The organism is Nostoc paludosum FACHB-159 (assembly GCF_014698835.1).
Taxonomy (GTDB): Bacteria; Cyanobacteriota; Cyanobacteriia; order Cyanobacteriales; family Nostocaceae; genus Nostoc; species Nostoc paludosum.
On the sequence record NZ_JACJTU010000011.1, the window covers coordinates 19,367 to 34,043 of the forward strand.

Sequence of the window (14,677 nt, forward strand, 5' to 3'; positions counted from 1 at the left end):
ATCATTTTGGTTAATAACATTGGCCGACAATCTTTATTAACCAAGTTTCGCTAGGATATTGTAACCTGGGCAATAGCCACTTTTTTAGTGATGTGACGCCTAGCGTAGGCGTAGCCCGTCGTAGACATCGCTTTTTCACATCCATGACAACAACCATTGACTTTCTCAGTCATCTTAACCCCAGCCAACGCCAAGCTGTCGAGCATTACTGCGGCCCTTTGCTAGTTGTTGCTGGCGCCGGTTCCGGTAAAACACGAGCGCTAACTTATCGGATTGCTAATCTGATTCTAAAACACCGTGTCGATCCTGAAAATATCCTGGCGGTTACTTTTACCAACAAAGCCGCGCGGGAAATGAAAGACCGGATTCAACGGCTGTTTGCCGAAGAAGAAGCAATGAAACAACACGGTCAGCGGTTAGATTTGTTGACAGAATATCAACAAATGCAATTGCGATCGCAAGTTTACAAAAAGACTATTAAAGATTTGTGGTGCGGTACTTTTCACAGTCTATTTTCTCGGATTCTCCGCTTTGATATTGAAAAATATCAAGACGAAAAAGGACGCAAATGGAATCGCAATTTTTCTATTTTTGATGAATCAGATGTTCAAACTCTCATCAAGGAAATTGTCACCAAACAGTTAAATCTAGACGATAAAAAATTTGACGCCCGCTCTGTACGCTACGCTATTAGTAATGCCAAAAACCAAGGCTTATCACCCCAAGAATTTGAACAAGAACAACCCAATTATCGCGGGCGGGTAATTTCTGATGTTTATAATCGCTATCAAGATAAGTTAGCAGAAAACAACGCTCTCGATTTTGATGATTTAATTCTCGTACCTACTAGATTATTTCAACAAAACGAGCAAGTTTTGGATTACTGGCATCGCAAGTTTCGCCATATTCTTGTAGATGAATATCAAGATACTAACCGGACTCAATATCAACTAATTAACTTATTGGTGACTAATGGCGAAACCAAAAAGAGCGAATGGGAATGGAAAAATCGCTCAGTTTTTGTTGTCGGCGATGCAGACCAATCAATTTACAGTTTTCGGATGGCCGATTTCACAATCTTGCTAGAATTTCAGCAAGATTTTGGCGATGGTTTAGCAGATGATGATACCCGGACAATGGTTAAGTTAGAAGAAAACTATCGCTCTTGTGAAAATATTCTGCAAGCGGCTAACGAATTAATTGAAAATAATACCCAACGAATTGATAAAATTCTCAAACCAACGCGGGGGCCGGGAGAGCAAATTTATTGTCATAAAGCTGATGAAGAACTAGCAGAAGCGGCATTTGTGATTCATCAAATTCGCACTTTAGAACAGCAAAATCCAGAATTGAACTGGGGTAGTTTTGCTGTACTTTATCGAACAAATGCCCAATCTCGTCCCTTTGAAGAGTTGTTAGTTAAATATCAAATTCCTTACACAGTTGTGGGAGGAATGAAATTTTACGATCGCAAAGAAATTAAAGATGTGATTGCTTATTTAAGAGCGATCGCCAATCCATCAGATACAGTAAGTTTATTGCGAGTTATCAACACTCCCCGGCGCGGAATTGGCAAAACCACTATTGATGCTTTGGTGAATGCCTCTCAACAATTAGGGACGACTTTATGGGAAATCCTCAGCGATGAAACATCAGTTAATACATTAGCTGGAAGGGCAACAAAAGCTGTAAATAGTTTTGCCGAAATGATAAGCCGTTGGCAAGGACAAATCGGTACGCTTCCGGTGACTGAAGTTTTGCAAGGAATATTAGAAGATTCTGGTTACGTTCAAGACTTAATGAATCAAGGCACAGATGAAGCCACAGATAGAGTACAAAACGTGCAGGAACTTTATAACGCCGCATTACAATTTCAAGAAGAAAACGAAGATATTTCGCTGACAGCATTCCTCCAAAGTACCGCCCTCAGTTCCGATTTGGATAACTTAAAAGAAGGACAAACAGCCGTTTCTTTAATGACTTTACACGCCTCTAAAGGGCTAGAATTCCCCGTAGTATTTTTAGTGGGATTAGAACAGGGATTATTTCCTGGTTATCGTTCCCTAAGTGACCCCGCAGCTTTGGAAGAAGAACGTCGGCTGTGTTATGTGGGAATTACTCGCGCCCAAGAAAGGTTGTATTTATCACATGCACGCGAACGTCGTTTGTATGGTTCCCGCGAACCAGCTATGCCTTCGCAATTTCTCAATGAATTACCAGAAGAATTATTAGCTACCCAACGCGTGAGTCGTCAAACTTATACTAAAAGTGCCTCTAATTCTAGCGGTAAGCAAGAGACAACGCATAATTGGCAAGTAGGCGATCGCGTATTACATAAAACTTTCGGTCTAGGTGAAATAACCCATGTTTTCGGAGCGGGTAATAAGTTGTCTGTAGCGATTAAATTTGCCAGTTTGGGACAAAAAATCGTTGACCCCAGAGTAGCACAGTTACAAAGAGTGGAGTAACAAACTGTGGTGCATTCTCCTTAACCATCTTTAAATAGGAGGTAATTAAGCTCTCCTCTTTCCCAATGTAGAGAATTTAAGTCTACTTTTGAATTCAAAAAATAAAGCCCCCCTAAAAAAGCTACCGTTTACACACAAGTCTTTTAGAGTTGTTGTGTAACTTGGAGAAGTTTAATTTTTGCTAAAGGTGCAGGCCAAGAAACTTGTGTGTACACCGTAGCCTAAAAAAGGGGGGGATTTGAGTGTTTAACATATCAAGAATATTGTTTTCTTATTAAGAAATACGGAAAAATTTTCAGCGTTAAGGCTCAAAAGCTCACAGCATAGTAATTATGTTTAAGCAGGATGAGGTAGAGATCCACGTTGTGTAGCCGCAGAATGGGCATAAATAGCTAATTGCGCTCGATTCCGCAGATTCAAGCGATTCAGCAGATGGGTGACATGAGTTTTTACTGTTCCTTCTGAAATAAAAAGCTGTTGTGCAATATCTCGATTTGTTAAACCTTGACCAATCAATTGCAGTACCTCTTGTTCGCGGGGTGTTAATTGTGCTAATGCGGTTGATTCTATAGTTTGGGCGGCTGAAGCCGTTGAAAATCCTGTAATCAGTTTTTCCATTAAGCCGGGAGCTAGTTGGGTGTAGCCTAATTGCACAAATCGAATCGCCTGTGCTAACTCTTCCGAGGGCATATCTTTTAATAAGTATCCTTTCGCACCTGCCCGCATCGCATCTGCAATATACCCATCGTCGTCAAATGTACTCAACACTAATACTTTGACTTGGGGATATTGTTGCGTAATCGTGCGAGTTGCTTCTCGTCCATCCATTACGGGCATTCGCACATCAATCAATACTACATCAGGCTGTAACGCTGCCACTTGTTCGATCGCCACTTCACCGTTATTCGCAATGCCAACAACTTCTAAATCTGGTTCCAGCGATAGCATCGCCTTTAATCCTTGACAAATTAAATTCTGATCGTCAACTAACAGCAGACGAATCATTACAGTCCCTCTTGTAACGGTAACTCCACTAGAATACAGCAACCGGCTTGTGGTTCTGACTCGACTCGAAAACTGCCTTGAAGCGCGGCAATTCTCTCTTGCATTCCATGTAACCCATATCCAACAGATTTGCTCTGTGGCTGAAAACCACATCCATTATCCCGAATGCTCAGATGAACGCGATCGCTTGTTTGCATTAAATCGAATTGTACAGCAGTAGCTTGGGCGTGTTTGCAAATATTCGTTAATGCTTCTTGTGCGACTCGGTAAATTGTTTTTGCCATCTGAGCCGGCAGAATGGTTTGTAAATTGATGTGGACTGCAATCTGAATTCCTGTACTTTGCTCAAACTCTTTCACCAGAGAGGCGAGCGCTTGTTCTAATGGCTCTTCTGTTCCCACATCTGCCCTCAAGGTATGCACCGACTGTCTTACCTCTTGCATCGCCACCTTACCCAGTCGTTGCGCCTGTTCTAAAAACGGTTTGGCTTCGGTTGGGTTGTGCTGCCACAGTTTCACGGCAGTTTGCAACTGGACATTGAGTGTCGTTAGGGCGTGTCCCAGGGAATCATGGATCTCTCTGGCAATTCGATTGCGTTCTTGAACTGCTGCTAAATCTTCAATTTGTAGGGCATACTCTCGCAACTGTTCGTGGGCTAGTGATAATTGTTCTTGCGTTCTTCGCTCTGCAATCAAGGTACTAACTAACTGCGAGACAAAAAACAACCCCAACCCAAACATCAACAGTTCTGCTGTCTGATGCATCCAAATTTGCTGTTGTTGAACGTTCGGTAGCATCAAAGGAGTCACGATCTGAAGATATTGAAACTGATGAACCATATACAGCACAAGGGAGAGAGCCGCTACAATCCATCGACCAGGAGCTTCAAATAAAAAACAACTGCGAATCAACACAATTAAATAGAGTGTCGGCAGGATATGTAGATATCCCAAAGTTGTGCCGTAGAAGATCAGACCCATTTCGATCGCTGTATAGAAATAGCGAAACGGGGTTTTACCACGAGGCAACATCCATCCCATTACCCCCAATGTCACCAAAATCAGAATGTGCTGTAGCGGCAGATTTTGACGTTGCCAAGCTTCGATGGCTGCCATCACCCCACAACAGCTTAACATCGTCCATTCGGTATACAGCAGAAAGCGAAACGGTTGAGGCTGTGTTTTGAATATAGAGGCGATCGCAGTCATGGCAACGGCTTCCAGTAGTTGTATCTATATATTTTTAACAAATACTGCAAGTTGCACTGAATTTCCAGAAAAACACGCAAATTTACAACTTTCGTTGATGTGACTTTCTTTGGGTATGACTAAAGTTAGAGTACCTCGCCCCTGAGAGAATGTCCCTTTCGTTGATGAGCGATCGCGACGTTCTTCAGATGGATTGCCTAAAGCATTTTCCTAATATTGTGACATAGCGAATCGAAACAAATTCTTCTGATTTCGCTCTAATTCTACTTCTATCTAGGAAAAACGATATGACACTCATTATTGGAACAAATAGCAACGAGACTCTGTTGGGTGGTGCGGATAGCGACAATATTTTTGGATTTGCAGGCGACGATCTGATTAATGGACAGGGTGGCAACGATGGTATAGTTGGTGGTTTTGGAAACAATACTTTGGATGGTGGAGCGGGAATCGATACCGCTAGCTATTCTGGCTTAGGTAACAGCGTTATTGCTTCATTAGAAACTAGAAAAGCTACTTTCTTTGGCGGCAGTGATTCCTACTCTAACATTGAAAACCTAGTAGGCGGTGACAACGGTGATATTTTAACGGGCGATGGTAGTGCAAATATTATAGATGGTGGTTTTGGCAGTGACCAGATCTTTGGACGTGCAGGAAACGATCGCCTGTTAGGAGGCGCAGGAAGGGATACGCTCTATGGAGAAACTGGCGACGATCAACTCTTGGGAGGCGATGGGGTAGATCTACTAGAAGGGGGCGATGGCGGTGATTCGCTCAGGGGTGACAAAGACAATGACACCATGATTGGCGGTAATGGAGATGACCAGTTTACATGGGTGAATGGCGATGGTAGTGATACCATTCAAGGTGACTCGGGTAATGATACCGTGGTATTCAACGGTTCTGTCACTGAGGGCGATCAAATTACTCTTAGCCAAGTTGGGACAGACATTCTCTTACAACGCACCAATCTCACTGCTGTCACCCTGAGAACGCAGAGCATAGAAAATTTCAATGCCATTAATGGTCTGGGTGGAGATGACACATTGATAGTTAGCAATCTGAGTCTAGGGAGTGGCGTCTCCTTTATCCAATTCAACGGTGGTGATGGAAACGATAGCCTGTTAGTGAGTTCTACATCCGCAGTCTTCGCTGCTGGTGGCGGTAACGGAAATGACACTCTTTCAGGTGGTAGCGGAAATGACTCTCTTTTTGGCGATCAAGGAAATGATTTCCTTGCAGGGGGATTTGGAGATGACACACTCACAGGTGCTACAAGATCCAATCTCGGTCGGGGCGAAGTGGATGTACTCATAGGTGGTGGAGGTCGAGATACGTTTGTCCTGGACAACTTCTATGATGATGGCAACTTGGTTACAGATGGCGATCTACGCAACTTGGGCGATGGCATTGATGGCACTGGAGATTTTGCTCGTATCATAGGTTTTAGTGACGATCTCATTCGCTTGAGTGGCCCGCGCAGTAACTATGAATTGAAAACAATTAGCAATTCTCTGGCGCAAGGAAGTAGCACTCCAGATGTCGGAATCTTCAAGAAAACAGGATTTTTACAGCCACTTGAGTTGATTGCGATCGTTCAGGATGCACCCGGTACTCTCAACCTGAACGATACAGTACAATTTAGCTTCATCTAGCTCTCAGACAACTACATCACATTGAGTCTGAATAAGGAATCGTGTTGTGTGACGCAAAAAACACACAGCACCATTTTCACGTAACCTAAAGTTATTATTGGCTAATACCAATTCTGTATGAAAATGCACACTATCAAGACCGCCCTGGCTCTTGCAAGGGGGGACGGCGTAGTCGGGGGGTAAATATATGCAACTTCACAAAGAAACGATATAAAACAGTAAATACACTAATAAAAAAAGTCCCCTTAAAAAGGGGGCTTGGGGCATATCTTATCGATAATCTTGACTTTGAATACTCCCCAAACGTGCAGCATCACGAATGTTGTATTCAGGACGAGTAAAGCGATTTAGCTGCATTTCAAAAAACTCTCGATTGGCTTGTAAATGTTTGGGATTTGGGTCATCTAATGGGTATAAAAGTGCAGCCCTTAAGGCTTGAATTACCGCAGAAGTAACACAATACATTGACCGTTGAAAACTAACTCCCAACTGAATCAACATATCTTCTTCACCCCGGCAATGTTGTTTGTAATAATCAACAAGATAGGGGGGTAAAAAATGCAACATATCTTGCATTAATAATGTGGGGGGAATGCCAGCAGTACCTACTGGAAATACATCAGCGTAAAGAATGCCAAAGTGAAAGTCTTTTTGGTCTTCTGGTACTTGACGTGCTTGGGCATTATAAGATTTTGTCCCCCTAAAAGGTGCGGTGCGGTAGAAAACAGCTTCTACATAGGGTAAGGCTGCTTCATACAGCCACATGAAACCCTTAGATTTGGGAATAATTTCGTAGCATTCGCCGCGAATATAAACGTGATGGTAAATTGGACGACCTGCGATCGCAAATATACCATTAACTAGGAAATTCATCGCTTCTGGGACAGTGCTAATGGTGCCTTCGTCATAGCGGTCGGACATTTCAAAAAATACCGGTGCCATGACTTCCCAGAACAAACCCAAATTAGCGTAGTATGACATTTGGCGGCACTGTTCCAAAAACATATCGGGGAACAGTTTGTAAAGTCCCAGCATCACTGGGTTGCCTTGGAAATAAGCTTTAATTGCCCTATCGGCGTTAGCTTTATATTCGTCGGAATCTAAGTAAGGGTCGAATTGCCCGCCCATACCGCGGTGCCACAACATTGCCCGCATACAAGCTTCGGCAAATTCCATGTTAATGCGATCGTGTAATAAGTGATGCAATAACTTTGGCATTTTGAAAGTTTCGCCTTTCTCAATAAATGCCAAAAGTTCTGGGTGGGCTGTGGCTTGGCCGCGCCAAATTCGTAAATCGGCATCATCACCAGCATAATGATTATGTAACTCTAAATACTCTTTGGGCAAGAAGTATTTAAAGAAAGGCAAAGGATCTAAAAATACGTTTTCAGCAATATAAAGTAAGTCTCGCCAATAAAAGTCCATTGGCACAGCATAAGCTTTGTATAACCCGATAATTTGCATCAAATTTTCTGGGGTATCGGGTAACATGGCACCGCCAGCTTCTAGGCGATGAATGACTTCAGAAAATTCATGTTTGGAAGGAGGTAATTTAGTAGCTGTTTGAATTGCTGTCATGGTAGTCGCTAATTGGTGTTATTAATTCTTGACGAATATTCAACGCGTGAAAAATGCTTAAAACATCATGTGTCCAAACTGGTAATATTAGCGTCATCGCTATTTCTTCAATGCTATAAATTGTGCCAGCTATACAAGTTATCCATAAAGTGACTCCGGCATAATTAAAGGCAAATAGGGCAATAATGGCAATAAAAAGAGTAATTCCCCAAAATTTTGCTGAGTAGGTGTGATAGCTGGCCGGTTTACCATATTTGACTAAATTCACCAGCCACCACACCATTTGTACAAAAACAACTGTTAACAAAGGTACGCAGTAAGCAATCAGAATATCTTGATGTATTAGCCATGCACTGATGAAGATACAGCTAAAAAGACAGACATCAGCCCAACTGTCGGCTTGCCGCAACTGGGCATTGCTAACATTTAATCGTCTCGCAATAATGCCATCAAAAATGTCTGAAACAAAGGCTGCTACAAAACCAACGATGAACCAAACACTAGTTTTACCATCTAGGGCATCCCACAACAGAAATGGAGATACTAAAAAGCGAAATAAAACTAGACTGCTGGGAACTAATGTCAGATTCATCTTTTATCCTTATAAATGTCTACATAACTCTCTTATTTATACTCCAGTGCTACTTGAGAGATGGTAGTTTTTTCTATGGAGGGAATTGCAGCCACCATTGTTGTAGTTGTGGACTCACTCCAACGCACTAACCAAGTGGGTTGTATTCCTAAAAAGATGATAAAAGTTGCCAAAATTAAAGCTGGGATTTTTTCAGACCAAAGGACTTTGGGATAGTAGGCTAAGTTATCAAGTCTCCCAAAACATGTACGGTTGAGAAGAATGACAAAATAAACCGCGGTTAAACCACTTGCTACTACACACAAAATTGTCGAGAGAGGAAAGACAGAAAAGCTGCCCTGAAAGACTATAAATTCAGCAACAAATCCTGTTAAACCTGGGATACCAGCGCTAGCCATACCGCTTAAAACGAGTAAGGCACTAATTAGAGGTAAACCGCGGATGGGACTCATTAAACCATTGAGTTTATCTAACTCGCGGGTACCGACTTTGGCTTCCACAACTCCCACCAAATGAAAGAGGATGGCTAGGATGATACCGTGGCTGAACATTTGGGCGACTGCACCAACAAGTGCAAGGGGAGTGCTGGCGGCACTAGCTAGCAATACGTAACCCATGTGACCGATGGAACTGTATGCTACCATGCGTTTGATATCTTTTTGAGCGATCGCAACTACCGCCCCATAAATAGCGCTGATTGCTCCCCAAATTGCCAAAGTCGGTGCAATAATACTCCAAGCTTGGGGAAACATACCCAACCCAAATCGCAATAGTCCGTAGGTTCCCAGCTTTGCCAACACGCCGCCTAGAAGAATGGCAATTGGCGCTGAAGCTTCAACGTAAGCATCCGGTAACCAAGTATGGAAGGGAACTAAAGGAATTTTGATGCCAAAACCTAATACTATTCCTACTAGTAAAAGGATTTGTTTTGTGATTGAAAGATTTTCTGTAGAGAATGCATCAAAAGCAAAATTGGTAGAATGACTCAACCAGGCCATACCTAAGAATGTCGCCAGAATTAATGCTCCGGAAACAGCCGTATAAATCAGGAATTTAATCCCAGCATAAGCCCGTTTTTCCCCTCCCCAAATAGATATTAGTAAGTAGAAGGGAATTAATTCTAATTCGTAGAACAAGAAGAACAACAGTAAGTTTTCTGCTAGAAAAGCACCTGCAACTCCTCCACTCACTAATAAAATCATCGAGTAGAACAGCCGGGGACGTTCAGTGTCTTTACTGCTGCTGTAAATAGCAATCCAAGTGAGCAAGCTATTTAACACCAACATTAATATAGAAAGTCCATCAACACCCAATTGATAACTCAAACCAAGAGTTTCATTCCAGGGTAAATACTCTTGGAATTGCATTGCTGGATTGTTGATATCAAATTTCAACAGGATGGCAATGTTCCATGCAAAAACTATTCCAGAAAAGTATAGTGCTGCTAAACGAATGCGATGATTAGGGATATTTGCAGGTAATATTGCTATGAAAATAGCAGATATAATTGGTAGCCAAATTAAAACACTTAACATGATAACTTCGTCCTTTGTTCTTTGCCAGTTGTCCGTTGTCCATTGTCATTGGTCAGTTTCACTTTGTTCTAATGACCAATGACAATGGATGAAAAAACTAACTAACCAGGCTAACTTTACCAGTATCCAAATCGTAGTAACCACCAGCTATCTTGAGTTTGCCTGCATCGATTAACTCAGATAAAACTGATGATGATTTCAATTTTTCAATTTGTAACAAGATATTAGCTTTACAAGCGTTTTCTAATTTATCGCCTGGTTGATCTTTTGACTTTTGTACAGCTGGTTTTATTGCCTCAATTAAACTACCAATTTTTCCTGGTACTTGAGCGCCTTTGATTGTGGCATCTACCGCACCACATCTTTCGTGTCCCACTACCATGATGACTTTTGTGCCTAATACTAAACTGCCAAATTCTAGGCTACCAATTTCTTCTGGTGTAGCAATATTACCAGCTACACGGCAGACAAATAAATCTCCGAGTCCCTGGTCAAAGACAATTTCAGAAGGAACTCGTGAATCTGCACAACTCAAAATAGAAGCAAACGGTTTTTGGCCTTTGGCAACTTCGGCTAAACGTGAATAACTTTGGTGGGGATTTTTACGTTTGCTTTTAGAAAACCTATCATTCCCATCTAGTAATTCTTGCAATGCTTTATCGGGGGTTATTTCTTCTTCTTTTGCTGGAGGTTTTGCTGGAGGTTCTTGTGCTACAGATTTTTCCGGTGCAACTAAGTTGGAACCAAGTCCGGCGGTTACTACACCTGTACCGATCGCACCTGCACCAAACTTCAGTAAACCTCTCCGGGAAACATTGATTTGGGGATCTTGTATGCTCATGAAATTCTCCTCACACTATTAAAATCAGCTTGTAAAAACGAGTATTAACCACCCGAATCTGGAAACTTAGAAAATCAAATCCAAAAACTGTACGCCCCAAAATGGCCAACTTACCCACATTCCTAAAACACCCACTCCTAAAAGCACGGTGAAGGCATAAAACTGGGTTTGACCAGAGGTGCTGTACTTAAGACTTTCGCCGCCCAAAAGCGAGAATAAACCGACAAGATTAACAATGCCGTCGACTACAAAGCGGTCAATCATATCGGCAAGTTGGGAAATTTGGGCAACGGTGAAAATAATCGTCATCCGATAGATATTGGGTGTGTAAAAATCGTATGCGATTAAGTCTTGTAAACCTTTCCAAGGTAAACGAATCGGTTTGGGAATATTGCCCAAATAAATCACACCAGTGATAGTGCAACCGAAAATACTCGACCAATTTAAAAGTAGTGCGACATCTTTATTCAGATTTATCCAATCTGGTAAAACTGATAAGCTTTGCAACACAAAAGGCAGATTTAGACTAAAGCCAAGTAAAATCATCATCGGTAGAACCATAGGCCAGTGTGCTTCAGGCGATCGCTGAGCCATTTGTTTGGCTTTACCACCAAAAACTAAAGCAAATTCTCTGGTTAAACTCACTGCTGTTAAAGCATTTACCCCGATGATGATGCCGACTAACCAAGGTTGAGTTTCCCATAACCCATCAGCTAATTCCATCAGCGCCCAAAAGCTACCCAGTGGTGGACAACCAATTAACCCTAAACTGCCGACAATAAAGGCGATTGCGGAAATTGGGCGACGCTTCCACAGTCCGCCAAGTTGGGTTACGTCTTGGGTGATGCTATTCCAGATAATTCCGCCAGTACTCATCACCAATAGTGCTGCGGATATGGCATGGGTGAGGACTAACAATAATGCTGCTTCGTCTTGCTGCACTCCCACGGCGATGAATACTAAACCCATGTATGCGCTGACAGAATAGGATTGACAGCGTTTAATATCGATTTGAGCGATCGCTATTAACGAAGCACCCAACGCTGTAACCGCACCAATCCCCACCATTGCTGAGGAAACTATGGGTGAGAGGCTTAACACGGGTTGGAGTTTAATCAACACCCATGCACCACTAGCCACTACTACCGAGTTCCGCAAAATCGTACTGGGAACAGGGCCTTCCATCGCCTCATCTAACCACAAATGCAACGGGAACTGGGCACATTTACCCATCGGCCCGGCAATTAAAGCTAAACTCACCAATCCAATGGCTGTTGGGTTAACATCGGCTGTAGTCGCCCACTCGGCTAACTCTGTGTAATTCCAAGTTCCAGCCAGAGGCCATAACCCCAAAACACCCATTAGCAAAAACAAGTCTCCCACCCGTTTGGTTAAGAAAGCATCTCTAGCACCTGTAACCACCAAAGGCTGACTAAACCATAGGCCGACTAATAGGTAAGTTCCCAGCGTCAGGATTTCCAGAATTACATAGCTGAAGAACAAGTTATTACACAAAGCAAGGGCACAAAGTCCGGCTTCAAATAATCCCAATAAGGAATAGAAGCGTCCCCAACCCCAATCCATTTCCATGTAGCCGATGGCATAAATTTGCGCTAGCAAATTTAACCCTGTGACCGTGACTATAGCGCCGACACTAATAGAAGAAATTTCTAAACCGATAGTCAAGTCTAAACCAGCTGTAGATAACCAAGGAATGAATACTTGTTGGGGTGGATGATTCCAAGTTGCTTGTAAGGCAATGACACTATGTAAGAATGCCAAAAATGTCATTACCAAGTTGACATAACCCGCCGGTCTTGGGCCTGTTTTGCGAATAATCCCCGGCGACCAAGGCACGGCCAATAATCCCCCTATTAAGGCATAGCACGGAACTAGCCAAACAGTCTCCAATAGAAACTGAGCCATGAATAAACCTCTATATATTTCATCACAATTGTGCCGTTTTCAATCAACTTACGTTGATCCCTGTAAACTCAGCACTCGCAACTAACGCGAATTTATATTTATTTAATTTTGTTAGAAACAGCTTACCGTTATCTGCGTCCAAATGGAATTACCTGATTTAAATAAATCTAAGATAATTATGGTAATTAAATCTTATATATATAGTATTTGAGCAATAAATAATAGCTATTGTTATTTATCTATGAATTAGCCCTGGCATTAATCAATAGTCATCATTAGTTTTATCGATAGACATTAAGCAAGGGACGCACAGCTAGCTACTGCGTCCCTATTTCAACGAAAACTGCCACAAATTAAGAACAGATACAAATAAACTGAATGTATGTTATAATTTGACAGTTTTGTCAATCTGCCAAAACTGACAAATAATCTCAGGCGCTTGCTCAAATTGGCTAATGGGCGCAGGTTTCATGTCCCGGTAGTCTAACAGTTGGACGAGGATGAGGTAGGCGATCGCTAAAATAACAGAAATCGCACCTGTAATAATTGCAACTAATTTTGAACGATTCATCAGAATTTCCTATAATACAATTTATTGTACTTTAGCTAATATCGACGTTACTTAACATTAATGTGTCAATCGCTTGTGTAGGTCGATTAGGGTTATGGTGGCTAAAAACTGCGATCGCATCAGTCCACCAATTTACTGAGTTATAAATTTTACATTAAGCCATTCCTCAAATTTGCAGCGATCGCAGACGTACAGCCATAGTCCGTGGTAGACATAGTTGCTTTGAATATCAAGTTACGATCTACTCGAACACCATGCAGCATACAGCTTGAGGTAGGAGATGAAAGTAGCAGTATTCAGCACAAAAGCCTACGATCGGCAGTTTTTGTCAGCTGTAAATTCTTCCACTCAACATGAATTAGTATTTTTTGAGCCTCGTTTAAATCGCGATACCGCTATTCTCGCCGCTGGATTTCCCGCTGTTTGCATATTCGTCCATGACCAGGTTGATGCCGCAACTTTAGAACTTCTGGCCTCACGGGGAACTCACCTAGTTGTCCTGCGCTGTGCTGGATTTAACAATGTAGACTTACAAGCAGCAGCAGACTTAGGGGTTACTGTTGTGCGCGTTCCTGCCTATTCACCCTATGGCGTAGCAGAACACGCTGTAGGATTGATTTTGAGCCTAAATCGCAAAATTCATCGCGCCTATAACCGCGTCCGAGAAAGTAATTTTTCTCTAGATGGACTCTTGGGATTTAACTTACATCAGCGCACAGTGGGGATTATCGGCACTGGCAAAATCGGTCTAATTTTGGGACAGATTATGAAAGGATTTGGCTGTAACCTACTCGCTTATGATGTGTATCGCAATTCAGAATTAGAAGCTTTAGGCGGAAAGTATGTAGAATTGCCTGAGTTATTCGCCAACTCTGATATCATCTCCTTACATTGCCCCCTGACTCCTGAAACCCATCACTTAATTAATGCCCAAGCCATAGAACAAATCAAGCCAGGAGTAATGCTAATTAATACTAGCCGAGGAGCGCTGATTGATACCCAAGCAGTGATTGGAGGATTAAAGTCTGGTAAAATTGGCTATCTCGGTGTGGATGTCTACGAACAAGAATCAGAATTGTTTTTTGAGGACTTGTCTGGCGAAATCATTCAGGATGATATTTTCCAGCGCTTGACAACATTTCCCAATGTACTTATTACCGGACACCAAGCCTTTTTTACAGCAGAAGCTCTCCATAATATTGCAGAAACAACTTTTGCTAATATTACCGATATTGAACAAGGCCGTCCCTGTGCCAATCAAATCCACTCTCAAGCGTAAGCTAACTAGCAATAATCAC

General features: G+C 42.2%; 11 protein-coding genes. 3 read left to right on the top strand and 8 right to left on the bottom strand.

Annotated features, from left to right (window positions below):
- The first annotated feature begins 143 nt into the window (after positions 1 to 143).
- Entirely contained in the window at positions 144 to 2,468 is a 2,325-nt protein-coding gene (pcrA, locus tag H6H03_RS13390; protein ID WP_190955724.1) for a DNA helicase PcrA, read from the top strand.
- 336 nt (positions 2,469 to 2,804) lie between these two features.
- On the opposite strand, the gene H6H03_RS13395 is transcribed toward pcrA, so the two are convergent.
- Complete coding sequence (locus tag H6H03_RS13395) at positions 2,805 to 3,473, bottom strand: response regulator (protein WP_190955584.1); 669 nt, start codon at positions 3,471 to 3,473, stop codon at positions 2,805 to 2,807.
- Positions 3,473 to 4,681 carry a sensor histidine kinase gene (locus H6H03_RS13400; protein ID WP_190955585.1) on the bottom strand — a complete coding sequence of 403 codons (1,209 nt, stop codon included), beginning with the start codon at positions 4,679 to 4,681 and terminating at the stop codon, positions 3,473 to 3,475. Before H6H03_RS13400 ends, H6H03_RS13395 begins: the two co-directional genes overlap by 1 nt.
- Positions 4,682 to 4,968: 287 nt before the next feature.
- On the opposite strand from H6H03_RS13400, the gene H6H03_RS41275 reads away from it, so the two are divergent.
- Positions 4,969 to 6,336: a calcium-binding protein gene (locus H6H03_RS41275; RefSeq protein ID WP_190955586.1), complete on the top strand. Its 1,368-nt coding sequence runs from the start codon at positions 4,969 to 4,971 to the stop codon at positions 6,334 to 6,336.
- A gap of 270 nt (positions 6,337 to 6,606) precedes the next feature.
- Here the strand turns inward: H6H03_RS41275 and H6H03_RS13410 are convergent, their stop codons facing one another.
- From H6H03_RS13410 to H6H03_RS13435, 6 genes are all read right to left on the bottom strand, one after another.
- A complete protein-coding gene (locus H6H03_RS13410) occupies positions 6,607 to 7,914 on the bottom strand; it encodes a CO2 hydration protein (protein WP_190955587.1) in 1,308 nt (435 codons plus the stop codon).
- A complete protein-coding gene (locus tag H6H03_RS13415; protein ID WP_190955588.1) occupies positions 7,889 to 8,506 on the bottom strand; it encodes a CDP-alcohol phosphatidyltransferase family protein in 618 nt (205 codons plus the stop codon). Before H6H03_RS13415 ends, H6H03_RS13410 begins: the two co-directional genes overlap by 26 nt.
- 32 nt (positions 8,507 to 8,538) lie before the next feature.
- Positions 8,539 to 10,041 carry an NADH-quinone oxidoreductase subunit M gene (locus H6H03_RS13420; RefSeq protein ID WP_190955589.1) on the bottom strand — a complete coding sequence of 501 codons (1,503 nt, stop codon included), beginning with the start codon at positions 10,039 to 10,041 and terminating at the stop codon, positions 8,539 to 8,541.
- 97 nt (positions 10,042 to 10,138) lie between these two features.
- Positions 10,139 to 10,882 carry a carbonic anhydrase gene (locus H6H03_RS13425; protein ID WP_190955590.1) on the bottom strand — a complete coding sequence of 248 codons (744 nt, stop codon included), beginning with the start codon at positions 10,880 to 10,882 and terminating at the stop codon, positions 10,139 to 10,141.
- 66 nt (positions 10,883 to 10,948) lie between these two features.
- Positions 10,949 to 12,808, bottom strand: a complete 1,860-nt coding sequence (locus H6H03_RS13430; protein ID WP_190955591.1) for an NAD(P)H-quinone oxidoreductase subunit F — start codon at positions 12,806 to 12,808, stop codon at positions 10,949 to 10,951.
- A 385-nt stretch (positions 12,809 to 13,193) separates the two neighbouring features.
- The gene (locus H6H03_RS13435) at positions 13,194 to 13,379 is read right to left on the bottom strand and encodes a hypothetical protein (protein WP_190955592.1); all 186 of its coding nucleotides are present in this window, start codon (positions 13,377 to 13,379) and stop codon (positions 13,194 to 13,196) included.
- Positions 13,380 to 13,659: 280 nt separating this feature from the next.
- On the opposite strand from H6H03_RS13435, the gene H6H03_RS13440 reads away from it, so the two are divergent.
- Complete coding sequence (locus H6H03_RS13440) at positions 13,660 to 14,658, top strand: 2-hydroxyacid dehydrogenase (RefSeq protein WP_190955593.1); 999 nt, start codon at positions 13,660 to 13,662, stop codon at positions 14,656 to 14,658.
- Positions 14,659 to 14,677: the final 19 nt, after the last annotated feature.

Coding starts and splice junctions, on each gene's coding strand:
- H6H03_RS13425 (WP_190955590.1), bottom strand. CDS start 10,882: ATGAGCATACAAGATCCCCAAATCAATGTTTCCCGGAGAGGTTTACTG.
- H6H03_RS13430 (WP_190955591.1), bottom strand. CDS start 12,808: ATGGCTCAGTTTCTATTGGAGACTGTTTGGCTAGTTCCGTGCTATGCC.
- H6H03_RS13420 (WP_190955589.1), bottom strand. CDS start 10,041: ATGTTAAGTGTTTTAATTTGGCTACCAATTATATCTGCTATTTTCATA.
- H6H03_RS13415 (WP_190955588.1), bottom strand. CDS start 8,506: ATGAATCTGACATTAGTTCCCAGCAGTCTAGTTTTATTTCGCTTTTTA.
- H6H03_RS41275 (WP_190955586.1), top strand. CDS start 4,969: ATGACACTCATTATTGGAACAAATAGCAACGAGACTCTGTTGGGTGGT.
- H6H03_RS13435 (WP_190955592.1), bottom strand. CDS start 13,379: ATGAATCGTTCAAAATTAGTTGCAATTATTACAGGTGCGATTTCTGTT.
- H6H03_RS13410 (WP_190955587.1), bottom strand. CDS start 7,914: ATGACAGCAATTCAAACAGCTACTAAATTACCTCCTTCCAAACATGAA.
- pcrA (WP_190955724.1), top strand. CDS start 144: ATGACAACAACCATTGACTTTCTCAGTCATCTTAACCCCAGCCAACGC.
- H6H03_RS13395 (WP_190955584.1), bottom strand. CDS start 3,473: ATGATTCGTCTGCTGTTAGTTGACGATCAGAATTTAATTTGTCAAGGA.
- H6H03_RS13400 (WP_190955585.1), bottom strand. CDS start 4,681: ATGACTGCGATCGCCTCTATATTCAAAACACAGCCTCAACCGTTTCGC.
- H6H03_RS13440 (WP_190955593.1), top strand. CDS start 13,660: ATGAAAGTAGCAGTATTCAGCACAAAAGCCTACGATCGGCAGTTTTTG.